At 53.7% G+C, this 17,285-nt stretch carries 14 protein-coding genes; 3 read left to right on the top strand and 11 right to left on the bottom strand.

Annotated features, from left to right (window positions below):
• Positions 1-8: 8 nt before the first annotated feature.
• Genes G5B47_RS07995 through ftsE form a run of 3 tightly spaced genes read right to left on the bottom strand, consistent with a single transcriptional unit; the run spans position 9 to position 2,961 of the window.
• On the bottom strand, positions 9-1,322 hold the full coding sequence (locus tag G5B47_RS07995) for a murein hydrolase activator EnvC family protein (protein WP_165096467.1): 1,314 nt from the start codon (positions 1,320-1,322) through the stop codon (positions 9-11).
• Between the two features lie 48 nt (positions 1,323-1,370).
• Positions 1,371-2,285: a permease-like cell division protein FtsX gene (gene ftsX, locus G5B47_RS07990; RefSeq protein ID WP_165096464.1), complete on the bottom strand. Its 915-nt coding sequence runs from the start codon at positions 2,283-2,285 to the stop codon at positions 1,371-1,373.
• Positions 2,275-2,961 (bottom strand): cell division ATP-binding protein FtsE, encoded by a 687-nt coding sequence (gene ftsE, locus G5B47_RS07985; protein ID WP_165096462.1) that lies wholly within the window; start codon positions 2,959-2,961, stop codon positions 2,275-2,277. Before ftsE ends, ftsX begins: the two co-directional genes overlap by 11 nt.
• Positions 2,962-3,247: 286 nt before the next feature.
• On the opposite strand from ftsE, the gene G5B47_RS07980 reads away from it, so the two are divergent.
• On the top strand, positions 3,248-4,675 hold the full coding sequence (locus tag G5B47_RS07980; RefSeq protein WP_165096460.1) for a VanW family protein: 1,428 nt from the start codon (positions 3,248-3,250) through the stop codon (positions 4,673-4,675).
• Between the two features lie 385 nt (positions 4,676-5,060).
• Positions 5,061-5,480 carry a CBS domain-containing protein gene (locus tag G5B47_RS07975; protein WP_165096458.1) on the top strand — a complete coding sequence of 140 codons (420 nt, stop codon included), beginning with the start codon at positions 5,061-5,063 and terminating at the stop codon, positions 5,478-5,480.
• Positions 5,481-5,511: 31 nt separating this feature from the next.
• Here the strand turns inward: G5B47_RS07975 and G5B47_RS07970 are convergent, their stop codons facing one another.
• The 8 genes from G5B47_RS07970 to G5B47_RS07935 form a co-directional block, all read right to left on the bottom strand.
• Complete coding sequence (locus tag G5B47_RS07970) at positions 5,512-5,691, bottom strand: hypothetical protein (RefSeq protein WP_165096456.1); 180 nt, start codon at positions 5,689-5,691, stop codon at positions 5,512-5,514.
• Positions 5,692-5,800: 109 nt separating this feature from the next.
• Positions 5,801-6,466 carry a type 4a pilus biogenesis protein PilO gene (gene pilO / locus G5B47_RS07965; protein ID WP_165096454.1) on the bottom strand — a complete coding sequence of 222 codons (666 nt, stop codon included), beginning with the start codon at positions 6,464-6,466 and terminating at the stop codon, positions 5,801-5,803.
• The gene (pilM, locus tag G5B47_RS07960; protein ID WP_165096452.1) at positions 6,450-8,087 is read right to left on the bottom strand and encodes a pilus assembly protein PilM; all 1,638 of its coding nucleotides are present in this window, start codon (positions 8,085-8,087) and stop codon (positions 6,450-6,452) included. Before pilM ends, pilO begins: the two co-directional genes overlap by 17 nt.
• 16 nt (positions 8,088-8,103) lie before the next feature.
• Positions 8,104-8,853, bottom strand: a complete 750-nt coding sequence (locus G5B47_RS07955; RefSeq protein WP_165096450.1) for a prepilin peptidase — start codon at positions 8,851-8,853, stop codon at positions 8,104-8,106.
• 89 nt (positions 8,854-8,942) lie between these two features.
• The gene (locus tag G5B47_RS07950; RefSeq protein ID WP_165096447.1) at positions 8,943-9,410 is read right to left on the bottom strand and encodes a prepilin-type N-terminal cleavage/methylation domain-containing protein; all 468 of its coding nucleotides are present in this window, start codon (positions 9,408-9,410) and stop codon (positions 8,943-8,945) included.
• Positions 9,411-9,455: 45 nt separating this feature from the next.
• A complete protein-coding gene (locus tag G5B47_RS07945; RefSeq protein ID WP_165096445.1) occupies positions 9,456-10,664 on the bottom strand; it encodes a type II secretion system F family protein in 1,209 nt (402 codons plus the stop codon).
• Positions 10,651-11,712, bottom strand: coding sequence for a type IV pilus twitching motility protein PilT (locus tag G5B47_RS07940; protein ID WP_165096442.1), 1,062 nt, complete (start codon positions 11,710-11,712; stop codon positions 10,651-10,653). The genes G5B47_RS07945 and G5B47_RS07940 overlap by 14 nt, the downstream gene beginning before the upstream one ends.
• A 19-nt stretch (positions 11,713-11,731) precedes the next feature.
• Positions 11,732-13,396, bottom strand: a complete 1,665-nt coding sequence (locus tag G5B47_RS07935) for a GspE/PulE family protein (RefSeq protein ID WP_165096440.1) — start codon at positions 13,394-13,396, stop codon at positions 11,732-11,734.
• Between the two features lie 371 nt (positions 13,397-13,767).
• Between G5B47_RS07935 and G5B47_RS07930 the strand changes: the two genes are divergently transcribed.
• Entirely contained in the window at positions 13,768-17,190 is a 3,423-nt protein-coding gene (locus G5B47_RS07930; protein WP_165096437.1) for a DUF5057 domain-containing protein, read from the top strand.
• Positions 17,191-17,285: the final 95 nt, after the last annotated feature.

The following is a 17,285-nucleotide window of genomic DNA, read 5'->3' as shown; positions in this document are numbered from 1 at the left end:
CCGTGAAACTACAGGTAATCCATCGGCTCGACTGGCTTTCCGTCAATCCGGACCTCGAAGTGAAGATGCGGTCCGGTTGACCGCCCTGTAGAACCCGATTCCGCAATCTTCTGTCCGCGCTCCACCTTGTCTCCCACGCTAACCTTGATTCCGCCTTCGCGAATATGGCCGTACAGCGTCCACATGCCGTCGCCGTGGTCAATGACCACACAGTAGCCGTAGCCGCTCCACCATTCCGCGACAATGACCGTTCCTGCTTCGGCCGCATGAATGTCGGTGCCCTGCGGAACGGCAAAGTCAACGCCCGTATGCAGCTTGCGATCTCCCGTTACCGGGTGAATCCGGTAGCCGTAAGGCGAGGAAATCCGCGCGTTGCCCACGGGCAGCAGCAGCGGGCCGCCGCCGCTGGCGTAAGTGCCGCCCGAATCGTCGCCGCCGTGATCATCGTCCGAATTCCCGGAGCTAGCCGCCGCAGCAGCCCTTTTTGCAGCGTCCGCAGCCGCTCTTCTCGCCGCTTCCGCCTTGGCCGCAGCCGCTCTTCTTGCCGCTTCTTCGGCCTTGATCTTATCCTTCTGGTCCTCAAGCGCGGCCCGCTGACTCGCCAGCTGCACGAGCTTGGCGTTCTGCTCCTGGCTGATATCCTCGGCGTCTTCAATCGCCTTATCGTAATAAGCGATCAGCTGCTGTTTCTCGGCTTCCTTTTCCTTCAGGACGCTTCGCTGGGATTCCAGATCAGCGTACAGCTGCTTAGCCTGAGCATACTGGCCTTCCAGCTCCTTCTTCTTCTCGGTCACGGTCGCCTCATCCCGTTTATGCTGATCCAGCAGATCCTGATCCTGATCGACGATCAGCTTGAGAGAATCCGCGCGGTCCAGAAAATCCGAGAAGCTCGTGGAAGAGAGCAGCACGTCAAGATAAGATACCGCTCCATCCGTATACATGAGACGCACGCGGGATTCGATCAGCTTTTTCCGTGAATCTACCCGTTCCTGCGCGGCATCCAGCTCGGCCGCCGTTGTCTTCAGCGATTCCTCCGTGCTGGCGATTTTGGAAGAAATCTGCGTCATTTCCCCCTTGACCTGTGCGATCTGGCCGAGCACGTACTGCAGATTTTGGTTCGTTTTATTTTTATAATGCTGGGCCTGCTGACCCTGGGCAGAGGCTTTTTCCTGCTGCGCCTTGGCGTCCTGCACATCCTGCTGCAGCGCTTTAAGCTGCTTCTCGATTTCGGCGACGGTCGTCTTCCTGGCATATCCTTCAGAGGGCTGGAACATTACGGCAGACAGCAGCAGTACGGCTAATCCGGCGGCTATTTTTTTCAACTCGCGTTCCCCGTCCTTTGTTCATTAGTGTTCAAGTTTGACCAACGGCTATACTTTCAAAAATTTGCGGATAGAAACGGTGCTTCCCCATATGCCGATCAGCATCCCAAGGCCGATTAGCAGACCGCACAGCTGCATCCAGATATCGTTAAAGGGCAGCAGACTCCACCCCATCAGCGGGTCACCCTTCATAGACGAATTCAGCCCGGTGTAACCGGCATACAGCACTCCAACAGTAACCAGTGAGCCGAGCAATCCGATCAGCGCGCCCTCCACAAAAAACGGCCAGCGGATAAAAGCGTTCGTTGCCCCCACCAGCTTCATGATTCCAATCTCTTTGCGGCGGGCCAGTATGGTTACCCGGATCGTGTTGGAAATAAGGAACATCGACACCAGGCCGAGCCCTGCGACAAAAACAAAGCCAATATTGCGGACCGTACGCGTGATTTTGAACAGCGTCTCAATAGCGCCCTGACCGTATTTCACCTTGTATATCGGCTTCTCCGGATGCGTGTCGTTCAGCGCCTCGATCTTCTTGGCCACAAACGGCACGGTCGTCGGCTCAACCACCTCTACCCGGAATGCGTCGTTCAACGGATTGTTGTCCTTGTCGAATCCTTCCAGAATGCTGTCGGCATCTGGCCCCAAATCCTTGCGCAGCTCTGCGAGCCCTTGTTCCTTGGAGATGAATTCAACCTTGCTCACCTCCGGCATGCCGGCGATTTCGTTCTGAATCGTATCGCGCAGAGCCTTCTGCGTTTCCAGCGTCAAATGAACGTTGATCTGCACCTGGCTGTCCGCCTTGTCCGCCAATGAATTTACATTTAATACCAATAAAATAAAAACACCCAACACGAGCAAGGAGACGACGATGGATGTGATGGAAGCCACCGACATCCAGCCGTTGCGGAATACGTTCTTGAAGCCTTCCCGCACATGCCGCAAGAAGGTTTTAAAACTCATATCCGTATTCTCCTCTCAGCTGGTCTCGAACGATCTGACCGTGCTCGATGGCGAGCACGCGTTTGCGCATTTTGTTCACGATATCGCGGTTATGGGTGGCCATGACAATCGTCGTGCCGCGAAAGTTGATCTCGTCCAGGAGCTGCATAATGCCCCACGACGTCTCCGGGTCCAGATTCCCGGTAGGCTCGTCCGCCACAATAACCGACGGATTGTTGACGATGGCCCGGGCGATGGCAATTCGCTGCTGCTCTCCGCCGGAGAGCTGGGAAGGCTCGCGGTTCGCTTTGGAGCGCAGGCCCACGAGGTCGAGCACCTCGTTCACCCGTTTCTTGATCTGCTTTTTCGGCGCCTCGATAACCTCCATCGCAAATGCGACATTCTCAAAAGCCGTCAGCTTCGGAAGCAGCCGGAAATCCTGGAACACCACGCCGATGTTACGGCGCACATAAGGGATTTTGCGGGGCTTCAGCTTGTCGATATTAAAACCGCCCACGGAAATCTGTCCTTTGGTCGGCGTCTCTTCTCTATAAATTAATTTCATGAATGTCGATTTTCCCGCACCGGACGGACCGACGACATATACAAACTCGTTGCGGTCGATTTTGACCGACACTCCCTGAAGGGCATGGGTGCCGTTGGGATACGTCTTCCAAATATCCTGCATTTCTATCAAGTTATCACTTCCCGATTCTGACATTATCGGCCCCGCGTGCTTCGACAATCCTCCGCGTAAGCTTCCATAAACTGCAATGTACCCGCAACGTTTCTATTGTAACAAATCCGTAACTGCTTGAGTACCCGAAAGTTTTGACGGGTCCGGGCATATATCTGAAATATCACGCCTGCCCCGCGCGTCTTTATAACTATATCGGAATAGCGGACCGTGTTTCTAAAGAGACCGGGCGCGGCAGAACCGGCGCCTTCCCGGCGCAACATTATCGTACCAGAGGAGACTTGCGATGAAAAAATTACATGGCGTCCTGATCGCGTTAATCAGCCTGATTTTGGCGGTTTCGCTCGTATACGGAGGGCTGTATTTATATGCGGGGCAGCTCAGCGTTCCCAAAGGGACGTCACTCGCGGGCTGGAAGGTCGGAGGAATGAAGATGGGCGAGGCGCGCACGGAACTGGAACGAAAGCTGCAATCGCTCCATACGGTTCCGGTCACGCTGACGGCCGGCGGAGAGGCCAAAATCCGGCTGACCCTGAAGGAAGCGGGGGTTTCGTACAACGCGGATTCGTTTCTGAGCGGTCTGGACCGTCTGACGGACGGAAGCCTGCTAGACCGGGTGAAAGCCCGCTACGGGTTCCAGAAGGTCTGGAGCCTTCAGGGCGATTGGGACAGCGCGCTGCTGAAACGCAGCCTGAGCCCCCAGTGGGAGAGCGCCTCCTTCGGCGATCCAGTGAACGCCACCCGCAGAATTACGGAAAGCGACGGAATTGTCTACACGCCGGGAAGCACCGCCCAGAGGGTGGACTGGAACGGATTGGAAGAAGCGATGAGGGCCGCGCTGCCTGGCAGCTTTAGCCAGGCGGAGGCTGCGCGGAGCACGGGAATCGTCGTCGGGCTTCCCCTCAAGACGGTGCAGCCCGATGTGACGCTTGATTCGCTGCAGGAGCAGGGCGTGACGCGGAAGATCACCGAATTCAGCACCTCGCTGGGCTCAAGCGGACCGGGAAGGATCTATAACGTGGAGTCCGCCGCAAAAGCGGTGAACGACACGCTCCTTCCCCCGGGCGGAATATTCGATTACGGCAAAGCGATCGAAAAAGCGGTGAGCACCACCGGCTTCCGCGAAGCGCCGGTCATCGTGAACGGCAAGCTTCAGCCGGGCGTCGGCGGCGGCATCTGCCAGGTGTCCAGCACGCTGTACAACGCGGCGCTCCGCACGGGGCTTGAGATCGTGGAGCGGCGCAACCACTCCCTTCCGGTAAGCTACCTGCCGAAGGGGCAGGACGCGACCTTCGCGCAAGGGTCGATCAATTTCCGTTTCCGCAATAACACCGGCCGTTATTTATTGATCCGATCGGCGGTCCGGGGCCGGACGCTGACGGTCAAGTTCTTCGGCACCTTCCCGCAAAATGTATCGTACACGGTAGAATCGAAAACCGTGGATATCCTGCCCCCCGGCAGCCGAACCGTCCCCGACGCTTCGCTGCCGCGCGGAGCCTCCCGCACGCTCCAGAGAGGCAAAGCGGGGTATGTCGTGGAAACCTATCTCACCCGTATGGTCGATGGCATTGCCGTGGAGCGGAAACGGCTGTCGCGCGACATCTACCGGCCGCAGAAGGCACTTGTCGCCGTCGGTCAGGGAAGCGGGGGGCTGTTTACGCCGGAGCCAACGGAGCGTCCGCTCGTGGAGGACGGTATCCGGAAGGTGAATTAAGCGGGAGCCGGACAACTAAGAAGAAACGCCCGACGGCGTCTTTCAAGACGCAAGTGCGTTTCTCGTAGAAATACAAGGTCTTTTATAAGCGTGAAACTTATAAATTCTTGTATTTTAAGAAGAAACGGCTTCGCCGTCCTCTCAGGAGGAGGGCATCCGTTTCTCGTAAAAATATCAGGTTAAGGATAAGCGCGAAGCTTATACTTTCTGATATTTCGAGAAAGGCCGGAATCGCCAATTTGCGGTTCCGGCTTTTTCATCACTTTTTTCCAATGATTTCATCTGAGCTTTACCTAGCCCGGTGCTTCCCTTAACAATCGGTTGATATACTGGTGATATACTCAAAATTAACTTTAGATTAACATTCGGGAAAGGATGACTTCACATGATGACCACAAAGACAGCATCAACCGCCTCCAAGCTGGCGGAAATCATTCGGCCCGTTCCGGTAGTTCTTGACCGCCGTACATGCCGGCAGGCGCTTCGCACCATGTTTGAGCACCCCGAGTCCAAGTGCCTTGTTCTCTGTAATGCAGCCGGCGAGCCGGTTGGATTGCTGATGAGCGAGAAATTCCTGTTGGCGGCGACAGGCAGGGGCGAAACAGATTCTTTTTACAAAGAGCCGGTAATGAAGCTGGCCCATGTTCATCCGCTGATTGTCGACATTAGCTCTGCTCCCCGCAAGGTTCTGGCTATGGCGCTCGGGCGCAACCCGATGGATTGGAACGACGCCATTATCGTTACGGACGGCGGCAAGCTGGCGGGAGTGGTGTATGTCTCCGATTTGCACGCATTAAGGCCATAGACATTACCCGCTCTCTTTACTACGTTTCTCCTCAACGCAGGCTTTCGCTTTTTGCACTTCCCCGCTTTCCTTCTTCGGCATTCCTGCCCGTTATATTGAAACGTCTCGAATTGGGCGAAACTTCCTCCAGCACCTCTCTTGGCATGACCACGAGCGGGATGATACTGGTTGCCGTCAGGTTATTGATCATGCCCGGATTCCAGGCTATCAATCTCCTTTTGGTGCAATATTGGAAACGGTTTCGAAAGGGGGCGCTGAAAAAAATCCGGCCTCCTTACAGGAGCCGGACGCTAAGCGAAATATGGATGGGCATGACCGGGTCATTGGCCGGCAAGAGCCGTCTGATCGGAGCCCGATTGGGTCCATGTATTTTTGTCCCCGGCCTTATCTTGATCCGCTTCTTCATAATAAGCCGTAAACGACACCGTCGCCGTTAAAATACTGTTCATGCTCTGGGCGGCACCCGGATTCTTCGCGCTCGACCGCTGAAAAACAAAAGAATCCACATTAATGATCCGCGGCAGCATTTGCAGCGCCTTCATCCAGTTGCGGATGCTGGTATAGTCGCCTTCGACGATGGCCGTCATTTTCAATGCTTTTACCGTTGGATAGGCGGCAGTGGAAGCACCGGTCATTTCCTGAATGGGATTTGTATTTCCTGCCGTAAAGCTGATGTCCTTCAATCTGGCGCTTGTCATCGTGCCGATGGCCCGCAGATCGAGAATTAATTGTTCACTGTTATCGCCGCGCGGAAGCTGCGCCAGCAGCGATTCCTTTTCTTCAGCTCCCGGTGAGGAGCTTTGGAGTTTGTCGATTTGGGACTGCAGCAGCTGATTCTGCTCATTGAGCTGTGCAAGCTGCGCCTCCTGTTCGCTGATCTTCCGGCTCGCAGGCTGCAAGCCCAGCAAATAAAAAGCCAGCAGCATCAGGAAAAGAATAAGCACTCCAAGCACAATCGGAGAACGGTATTTATTGATTTGTTCCACTTCCGGCCTCCTCCCCTTGGTTTTCCTGCCCGTTTGTATCTGTACCGTCCGCGTCTTCTTTCGGTTTATTGGGGGTCAGATTTACCTTGTATATGGCGGTATACGATTTGGTTAGCGCCGCTGACGCGGGGCCTGCGCCGGTATCGCCTTCCGTCAGCTTCTGGATCGAAGCGTCCACGGTAAACGACATTTGACGAAGCCGGGCCAGATAGATGGAAGCATCCTCCATACGCGGTACTTTCACAGTCAAATCAATGGATGTGCGGTACGTATAATTAATATTGCGGAGTGCGCTGCCCTGCGGCAGTCCGAACGCCAGCTCATTCAGCACAGAAACGATGTTCATCTTGTACTTCAAAATTTCGCCGATGGCCGCTTTCCGGTTCAGCTGTCCTCCGTCTCCGTTCAGCTTGGCCAGCTCAGCCTGCAGCATCGTCCCCCGGTCCTGCGCACCCTGGATCTGCTCGATATTGTTCGAGATTCGCCCGCGCTCCGCTGCGTAATAAATACCGGTTCCGATCGTGCCAAGCAGCCAAATCCCGGCAAGAGCCGTGGCAATGTAAGGAAACAGCATCGCTTCCCGGTCTTCCCGAGGGTACAGGTCAATCGTCAGGAATCCGCTGCCGCGAAGGGCGGCCCCCACAGCCACACGGTAATCGTTAAGACCCGGATCAGGCACATTCGCGGCAGCAGCCAGCTGTTCCAGCCCGATCATGGTAACATCCTGCTCCGTCAGCGATTGGTGCAATTCCTCGAACAGCTGGCGGCGGGATTCCGGTGCGCCTGCGATGAGTACATTTTTAATACGGGTGCTGCCGTCGTGCAAGCTGTATTGATAAAAGTTGAGCATCCGCAAAATTTCCGCGGTGATCTCCACCACCTGCTCCGGAGACAACTGCTTATGTGCTTCCTCCGATGAGGCAGCCGCTTCCGCCATATACCAGTCACTTACCGAATCAGCGTTGTCCTGCGGCACGGACTGGCTTAAGTCCATCAGGTTAATCGTGCGGATAAATACCGGATTCCCGCTGCGGAACATGTATACGTCGAGCATGGACTGTTCCATGTTAATGAGCATCGTCTCTTCAAAACTTTCGCCCTTCCCCGTGGACAGGCTTCGTGCCAAGGCGGTCGCCGCGATCTCCACGCTGGTTACCCGCAGGCCCGCTTTTTCCAGAATATCGATGTACTCTTGAATCGGCTTACGTGGAGCGGCAAAAACGAGCAGATGACTCTGGTCCTCGTCCACTTCAGTAACGACATAGTCATAAACAGGATTGTCGAACGGCAGATGCAGCCCCGTTTCCACTTCCAGCTTCACGAGCTGCTCCACCTGCTTGTCATTGGTGCTCGGAATGGTCATTTTACGGATAATGATCTGCGAAGGAGGGATGGAGAGGGCAATCCGGCTGCCACGCAATCCTTCTTTCTTCACCCATTGCTTGACCAGGTCAAGCAGCGCGTCGCTTTCCGCCACCTGATTTGCCACGATCATGCCCGGAGGGAGCGGGAGAAATCGTTTCTTGCGGACTTCCCAAGACTTTTTGTTCTTTAAGCTGATGTAGCGGATTCCCGTCTGCTCAATCGCAAGACCGGCCGCCGGTGTACTGAGTCCAAGCATTGAATCGATATTCCTCCTAACGGATGAGCGAGAGATACCCGCCAATAATCTGTGATCCGTAACCGTATGCGAGTAGAGCGCCGAGCGCCAGCCACGGACCGAACGGAACCGGCTGTCTGCGTCCCACAATACCCAGCAGCTGGAGCGTTCCGCCGGCGACGGTGCCTAGAAGACACGCGGTAAAGAACGCGAGCAGAACGTTTGGAAATCCGATGACCCCTCCCAGCAGCGTGAACAGCTTGACATCGCCCATCCCCATTCCGCCGAACAAAGCGAACGGAAGAATGACGCCGCCGCCGAGCACCGCCCCCAGCAGATGCAGCCACAGCGGTCGTTCCGGGAACAGCAGGGTCAGCACGAGCAGAATCGGCAGAAAAAACAGCAGCACTTTATTCGGGATCAGCATGAACTTTAAATCCGCAACCGTTACGATGACGGCCAGACTCGACAGTGCCATCGCGGTGATTCCGCTGCCGTTCAGCCCAAATTTAAGGTATGACCATAGAAAAAGCAGTCCCGTCGCGAGTTCCCCAAGCATATAGAGCGGTGACACGCGGGTGCCGCAGTGGCGGCATTTTCCGCTGGATGCAAGCCAGCTGAAGACCGGGATCAGGTCCTTCGCTCTCAGCCTTGTCCCGCAGCTGGTGCAGTGCGACGGCGGAGCGGTCAACGATTCCCCCGCAGGTACCCGCAGCGCCACGACATTGTAAAAGGAGCCCAGAATCAGTCCGAGCAAGGTGATATAAACGGCGAGAAAAATCGTCATGGCGTGTTCCTGTTCACTTTCTTGATGGTTTTAAAAAAGGAATCGGAATGGTCCGATTCCTGATAGAAATTGATGAATTATTGAGAATATTAATTCGTTGTAGCCGGTTTAGCTGACAAAATCTCAGCGGGTGTAAAAGTCTTCGGATTTGTTACTCCACTTAATGTTAATGAAAAAGTTTCTAATTGCCCAGATGCATTAAAAGTTACAGTTCCACCAGTAATAGCCTTCTTAGAGCTGGGTAATACTAAATTATTATCAAGATAACCTTTGGTTACCAGATCATCATTGTTGGTCCCTGCATCTACAGAAACTGTCTGACTGATAAAGTTCCCCTCTTTTTCACCAATGATATATAGCCGAGCTGCATCATAAATCTGACGGGCAGTAGCCACATCAGCGTTCGATTTTGAATTATTGATGACATTCCCGATCAAAGGTATCGCAATAACCGAAATAATTCCCAAAATCACGATAACCGCCAACAGCTCGATCAGCGTAAACCCCTTCTGATTCTCTTCTTTGCTCAATCTTTTCTTAATTGCATTTGCCAACATTTCGTTTCATCCCCCTTGATAAAATGTGAGTAAGATTAATCCGGTCTACCCCATATTGCTGTACAAACTGAACATCGGCAGCATGATCGCCGCCACGATAACTCCCACCACTCCTGCCAAAAAAGCAATGAGCAGCGGCTCCAGCAGCGACTTCAATCGGTCCACCGTGTTCTCCACATCCATCTCGTAGAAGTCCGCCACCTTGGAAAGCATCTGGTCGAGCGCCCCCGTCTCCTCGCCGATGGCGATCATCTGCGTAACGAGCGGCGGGAAGACCCACGCTTTTTTGAGCGGATCGGACAGCGGGTTGCCCAGACGAAGCGAATCGCCCGCACTGCGGATATATTTGCCGATAACCCGGTTGCCGGCGATCTCCTCTACAATGCTCAGCGACTGCAGGATCGGCACCGAGCTGGCGTAGAGCGATGAAAAAGTCCGCGTAAACTGTGCGATCGAGCCCTTCTGGTTCAGCTTGCCGAACACCGGAACCTTCAGCTTCGCATAGTCGATGGCGTAGGCTCCTTTTTCCGTCCGTTTCGCAACCTGGAAGGCCGCTACCAACACAATGATGCCAAGCAGCCAATAATACCACTGGCCCTGAATGCTTTGGCTTAACGCCAGCACCAGCTTCGTAATCGCCGGAAGCTCGGCGTTCATGGACTCGAACATCGTGACGAACTGCGGCACAATGGCCCAAAGCAGGTAAATGACGGCCGCCACCGCCATAATGGCCACGGTGATCGGATACGTCAGCGCAGACTTGATTTTCTCGGTTGTCGTATGCTGCTTTTCAAAATACATCGCCAGCCGGTCCAGCGTTCCCTCCAAATCGCCCGACTCCTCGCCCGCGCGCACCATGCTGACAAACAGGGAAGGAAAGATCTTCTTATGCTCCTGAACGGCCTGAGAGAACGCGACTCCGCGCATCAGGCTGGAATTGACGTCCTGCAGCGCTTTTCTCAGCGGCTTGCTGTCTGTCTGCTCCGCCAGAATGCGGGTCGCGTCGATAATCGAAACCCCGGCCCGGATCAAGGTCGCAAACTGCCGGCAATAAATAATGAAATGAATCGTCTTTACCGGATTTCCGATATAAATATCCATCGAAAGGATGGAATTCTTCTGCTCATTAAGCGAAAAAACGGTAAGCCCCCGCTTGCGAAGCTCTTCCATCGCCGACGGCTTGTCCAGTGCGGTCAGCTTTCCCTTGAGCTGTTTGCCGCCGGATGTCCGGACTTGATACTCAAATTGTGGCATCGGTCCTCACCTCCGCCAAATAAGCCTTGGCCGCCTCCGGATGAATCAACCCGTACGATAAGTAATCGCGGATGGCCATATCAAGGGTATGCATGCCAAGCGAGCGTCCGGTCTGCATGATGTTCTTGATCTGGTGCGTCTTCTCGCTGCGGATCAGGTTGGAGACCGCCGGCGTGTTCACGAGAATCTCTGTCGCGCATAGACGCCCCTTGCCTTCGGTTCGCGGGAACAGCCGCTGCGAAACGACGGCCAGCAGCACGGAGGCAAGCTGCAGGCGAATCTGATTCTGCTGATGCCCCGGAAAGGCATCGATAATCCGGTCAATGGTCTGTGGCGCATCGGTCGTATGCAGCGTCGCCATGACGAGATGCCCTGTCTCCGCAGCAGTAACGGCAGCCGAAATCGTCTCCAGATCGCGCATTTCCCCGACGAGAATAACATCCGGGTCCTGGCGCAGCGCCGCCCGCAGGCCGTTCGAGAAGCTGGCCGTATCACGGCCGACCTCGCGCTGATCGATCAGGCAGGTGCCGTGGCTGTGCAGAAATTCAATCGGATCTTCCAGCGTCACAATATGCTTGCGCTCACTCTTGTTGATATGGTTCAGCATCGCCGCAAGCGTGGACGATTTCCCGCTGCCCGTCGGCCCCGTTACCAGAATCAGGCCCTGAGGCTTCAGCGCAAGCGATGACAGCACCGGCGGAAGCGCAAGCTGTTCCAGAGTCGGGATTTCCGCCGGAATACTCCGGGCCGCAATGCTGATCCCTCCCCGCTGCCGGTAGACGTTGATACGGAACCGCACACCGCCTTCCAGCGGATAAGAGAAGTCGAATTCGCCTGCTTCCCGAAATTCTTTTTCCTGTTCAGGACCCAGCAGATCGAGCGCCATCTTCTCCGCCTCGGCCGGACCGACGAGCCCGCCCTCCACGTTATGCAGCTTGCCGTCGATACGCAGCACCGGCGGAGAGCCGACCGAGATGTGCAGGTCCGACGCCCTGGAGGAGTAAGCCATATGCAGCAGCTTTGTAATCTGCCTTGAATCGGACAGCATCGTTATTCTCCTCCTGTCATTAATGCGAGACCGTTTCCCGCAGCACTTCCTGCAGTGTCGTCAATCCCTGGGATACCTTGAGAAATCCGTCTTCCATCAGTTGAACCAATCCCCGTTCCTTCGCCGCACTCCGCAGTTCTTCCACTGAAGCCGAGTTCGTAATGAGCTGACGGAGATGATCGTCGATCGTCAATACTTCCTGAATCGCAATTCGCCCGCGGTAACCTGTCGTGTTGCAGCTTCCGCAGCCGCGGCCCCGGTGCATCACTTCCCGCTGCAAGCCGTACTTGCCCAGCATGATTGATTCCTGCTGGGACGGCACGTAGGTTTCTTTGCAGTCGGTGCATATTTTGCGCACCAGCCGCTGGGATACGACGCCGATCAGCGACGAAGCGATCAAGTACGGCTCGACTCCCATATCGCGCAGCCGCGAGATGGTGCTGATCGCATCATTCGTGTGCAAGGTGGACAGCACCAGATGTCCGGTCAGCGAGGCCCGGATGGCGATCTCCGCCGTCTCCGTGTCCCGGATTTCCCCGACCATGACAATATTCGGATCTTGACGGAGTATGGAGCGAAGCCCCGCCGCAAAAGTTAATCCGATCCCCGGGTTGACATGTACCTGGTTGATTCCCTCCAGCTGATACTCCACAGGGTCTTCAACCGTAATAATATTGACGCTCTCTTCGTTCAGCTGGTTTAGCGCCGAGTACAGCGTCGTTGTCTTGCCGCTGCCTGTCGGCCCCGTGATCAGGAGCATGCCGTAAGGCCTGCCGATCATCGCTTTAAAAGCCTCGGCGTTTCCTTCGCTAAACCCGAGATGTTCCACCGATTTAACCCCTGTGCTCAGGTCGAGCAGCCGCAGAACGATCTTCTCGCCATGCATCGTCGGCAGGGACGATACACGGATATCGACCATCTTGTAATCGAACTGCATCTTGATCCGGCCGTCCTGGGGCAGCCGCCGCTCGGCGATGTTCAGGCGCGCCATAATCTTCAGCCGTGCCGTGATGAAGCCCTGCATCTGCTTCGGAATCAGCCGCTCGGTGCGCAGTGTGCCGTCGATCCGGTAGCGGATGGCGAGATTATTTTCGCCCGGGTCCACATGGATATCCGAGGCCCGAAGCTGCACCGCCTGCTGGATCATCTGGTTGACCAGACGGACAATCGGCGAGTCCTCGTCGGTAATTTCCGTTTCCTCAATCTCTTCCTGGGAAGGAAGCTCCCCCATCATCTGGGTCATGGAATCGCGCATGCCGTAATGCCGGGCGATCGCCCGCTGCAGCTCATCTCTTGTGGAGATCGCGGGCTCAATCCGGAATCCGGTGCTCATGCGCAAATCTTCAATTGCGAAATAGTCCAAAGGGTCCGCCATAGCCACCATCAGCTTGCCGCCCTCTTTCATAAAAGGCAGAACTTGATAGCGTTTGGCCATGCTCTCGGGAATAATCTGCGTAATCGCAGGGTCAATATGATATTTGAAAAGGCTTACGTGCGGGATGCCCAGCTGGAATTCCAGCACTTCGATCAGCTGCTGCTCGGTAATATAGCCTTGTGAGATTAACAGGTCGCCGAGCTTGCGCTTCGATTTGCGCTGTTCGACAAGCGCTTCCTCAAGCTGCTCCTGCGAGATGATCCCGTTCTCTACCAGCAAGTCACCAAGTCTTTTTTTCACAATGGCCAACGCAAACTCATCTCCATGCCGTGTAGTGTCTAATTGTTTATCGGCTGCAGGACTTTTAAATTTTAGTAATTGGAGTAGGCAATTCCCACTACATTTTCACAAAAAGGAACCGATAAATCTCTTATGTATTTTTTGTTTCCAGATAAATGGATAAAATTGGTTAGTACTAAAAAATATAGTTCTAAAGTCTTGTATATCAGGGACATTTTTCACAGCTTATCATTGCCTATCAGTGAAAATTATCCTAGAATGATATATAGCATATAATAGGTAGTTTTACAATTGAAATCACTTGAAATTCATAGGATTTTAGAAAAATATGAAACCTTTTGTCAGAAGGATTTTTATATGGAAACCGGGGAGAGATTGTGTTGAAGCTTACCAAATCCAGAATTTTTTTATTACTGTCGTGCCTTGCCCTTCTGGGCCTTCTGGCGATGCCTATTATGAGTCTCGTGCAAAAGGTCAATGCAGACCCCTTTGTCTATACCATCCGCATGTTGGAGGTTACTAGCAGCGGTGAGAGCGATCTCGATTCGTTAACCGCCGACAATGTACACGTTGACACTATAAGCATGAACCGGTTTGTTTCGCTGCGCGATGATTTTGACGGAAAATACGACGCGGTCTATATCGGTGAGGGTGCATCCGCTCAGAATGGCGGTTCCGGAAAATCCGATGACTTGATCGACATCACTGCTCTGAAAGCAAAGGAAATTACCGAGTACTATATCAATAAAGGCCTTCTCGTTATTTTAGACACCGGGTATTTGGAGAGCCCGACCAGCATCCTGTACACTTCGTTCAACAAGTATCGTACCGATCCTGCGAGACCAAATGTCCGTTTTGTCGGCGGCAGCGAATTAAGCGCGCTCATTAAAGAAATTAACATCGGGACCACCGACCTTCTCCCCCTGCTGAAGCAGCGCCCGCGTCTCACCATTACCAATAAGAGCGACATTACCGATTATAGCCGAAATCAGAGTTACCTTTACCAGCCCGGCGACACTCTGGATTTTAGATTTAATGCAGCCAATGTGGAAGATTTGAAAACGCACCCGATTGGGGTCAAGCTGTACATAAGCCCGGATAAATCGGTTCCCGTTAAGGAGTCGCAGGTCGTAGCCGTTTCAACTTTGGATCAAAGCCCCAATGGAGAGATTGCCTATAAGCTTCCCGATGCGGCATCCGGCTTGTTGTACTGGAAGCTGGAGATCACCGACCACTTGAGTGCCAATAAATTAAAAGATTACGACAGCGGCGTTATCCGGTTCCGGGGTAAGCAGAAGGTTGTGAATATTTTGCAGGTAGTGCCGTCTGTAGGCAACAGTGAGCGGTCGAGCAGCCTGAAAGACCCCAATAACATGAACCAGAGTTATTTGGATACGAAAGATTACAAATACAACATTACCGTCAAAACAGACTCCGAGTTTAACAATGAAATCGCAGCCAGGTATGAACGGGATGGCACCTACGGGCTTAACGGCGTTTACGATATGCTGATTCTCGGCTTCCGGAACACCGGAAATACTGCCCTCACGGATCAAGCTGCACAAGCCGTTCTGCAATACGCCAGGGATACGAAACAGAGCGTTATTTTGGCAAGCGACGCGGTGTATCACGGGAACAGCCCTGCGGCCAGAGCATGGGAACAATATTTTTTGGATCTCGCCGGGCAGATTGATCCGCAGAAGAACTCTGACATGAATGCTCCTTACGCCGCCAAATCGGTCAAACCCGTCAACGACGGTCTGCTCGCCCATTATCCGTTCTATCTCAGCACGCTTAATGACCATAACCAGCAGACTGATATCATTACGCCGGATATTTCCACAGCCCATAATTCGTCCTATCCGATTAACTTGGAGGACCCGTCGATTATTCCGTGGTATAACGTGATCGGTGCGGGTCGGGACAGCGAAGACAGTGCGAATCATTACTATACCTACAGCAGGGGCAATATTACGTATTCCGCCACCGGACATATTTTGGGAACGCCCAGCAATAGTCACTTCCCGGATTGGGAACAACAGCTGTTCGTTAATATGATGTATAAAGCGTACGCTGGTTCCAACCATAGACCGGAGATCACCGTTCATTTACCGCAGCAGAACGATACGGTGCCTACTTATCAGAATACAATTACCGTCGACTATAAGGTCGAAGATCCGGACCCCGAAGATCAGGAATTATATACGACTGTCCGTTTCAAATCGAATGGCGAATATTTAACGGAACCCGGCATGCCTGAAACCCAGATACTGTCAGGAAAAACAGTCCATGAAACCTTCGCCAATCCGCTTCCAGACGGCGGGCCGCTGACCATTGAAATCGCCGCCCGGGATAAGCAGGGGGCGCTGGCCGTGGCAAACGTTAATATCACGGTCCTTAAGGCATCCGCCAATCTGGAGCTGACGCGTACACTGTCGTCCAACGTCAGCGCTGGCGGCGAGGTTGCCAAGGATGAGGCGTTTACCATTACGTACTCGGTGAAGCCGAAGTCCATTCCATTCGATCAGGCGGGGACCTCCAATCAATCCTCAGAGGCGTTGACCATCTCGGATATCCGATTCCTTGAGACATTGCCTGCGAACCTGGATCGAAACGGCGACTGGCCTGAAGGGATCAGCGTTTCCGGCAATGCGTCGTCCGGCTATACACTGAGTAAATCGCTGGGCAGCATCACCTATACATTGAAGACGGTCGACGGGGTTAAGACCTACGTGCCTGACTCTCCCGACCCCATCGTCTTCAGCATTGATGTGCGGGCAGCCGTGGCCAAAACGTATCATTTTGACACTTCCGAAGTCAGCTTTGTCGACATCCATCCGGTCTCGGCGGCATCACCGTCACCCTTGTCGTCACGGACTACCCTTTCTTTTCCGAAGATGACTGTGATAGCGGTCGAAAGGAACACCCGCACATTGAGCCTGACAGCCGACAAGGATAAAGCAGTCGTTAACGAAAGCGTGGCTTTGACCGCGGCTTATTCTCATTCGAATGATACCGGCGTACGGTATACGTGGAGCGCCGTGGATAACACGGGAAAGAGCGTTCCGATTACAGGCAGCCAGGGATCGGCCAGCTTCTCCGCAGATAAAACAGGTAAATACACAGTCACCGTCTCGGTAACCAGCGATCAGTCTATCGAAGACATTACCGCAACCAAGGAGATCACCGTCGGGCTAAACTCCCTGACCATCGGGTACCTTTCAACGGTATATGTCGATAATACGATTACGTTGACCGCGATTCCCGATCCGGATGCCGATAAGGAACAATATGAATGGCATCTTGTCAATGAAGCAGACATCAACTACGGCGGCTTCACCGATAATCAAGGCGGGACCAAAGCTGATGCTACCGGTAAAAAGGTAGAGTTTAAAGGCATCCAGCCTAGTGCTGGCGTCCAGATTGTTGTGACGGCAGCCGGTATCACAAGCCCTCCATTCACGATCAAGGTATTGTCCGAGCCGAATTTGGAATTCTCACCGGATTACGGAGAAATTAGCATTGATCAGTCGTTCAATCTCTATTCGTTCCTGCATACGATCAATCCTTATGGCGATATTCCTTCAAGTCTGGCTGAAAAGCTGGTCTGGAGAATCGAAGGCAATCACGAGGCGCCGGCGGTTACGCTCCAAGTCAAGGATAAGACCACCGTCATGATCAATGGCATTCGGGAGGGGACGGAGAGAATCAAAGTTTCCTATTCAAAAGGAACGGGAGAAACCGTAACCGCCTATTATACGATTAAGGTTATTGACCCGGCTAAGGCCGATCATCGTTACTGACAGGGCCGAGCATATATCCCTATAAAAAACAGCCGGTTGAAGCGTAGCTTCAACCGGCTGTTTTGATTTTCATTGCCGTTCATTCCGCTCTCTAT

This window comes from Paenibacillus apii, assembly GCF_011043685.1.
Taxonomy (GTDB): domain Bacteria; phylum Bacillota; class Bacilli; order Paenibacillales; family Paenibacillaceae; genus Paenibacillus_AQ; species Paenibacillus_AQ sabinae.
The sequence above is the reverse complement of the archived record's forward strand: the minus strand, read 5'-3'. Positions and strand labels throughout refer to the sequence as shown.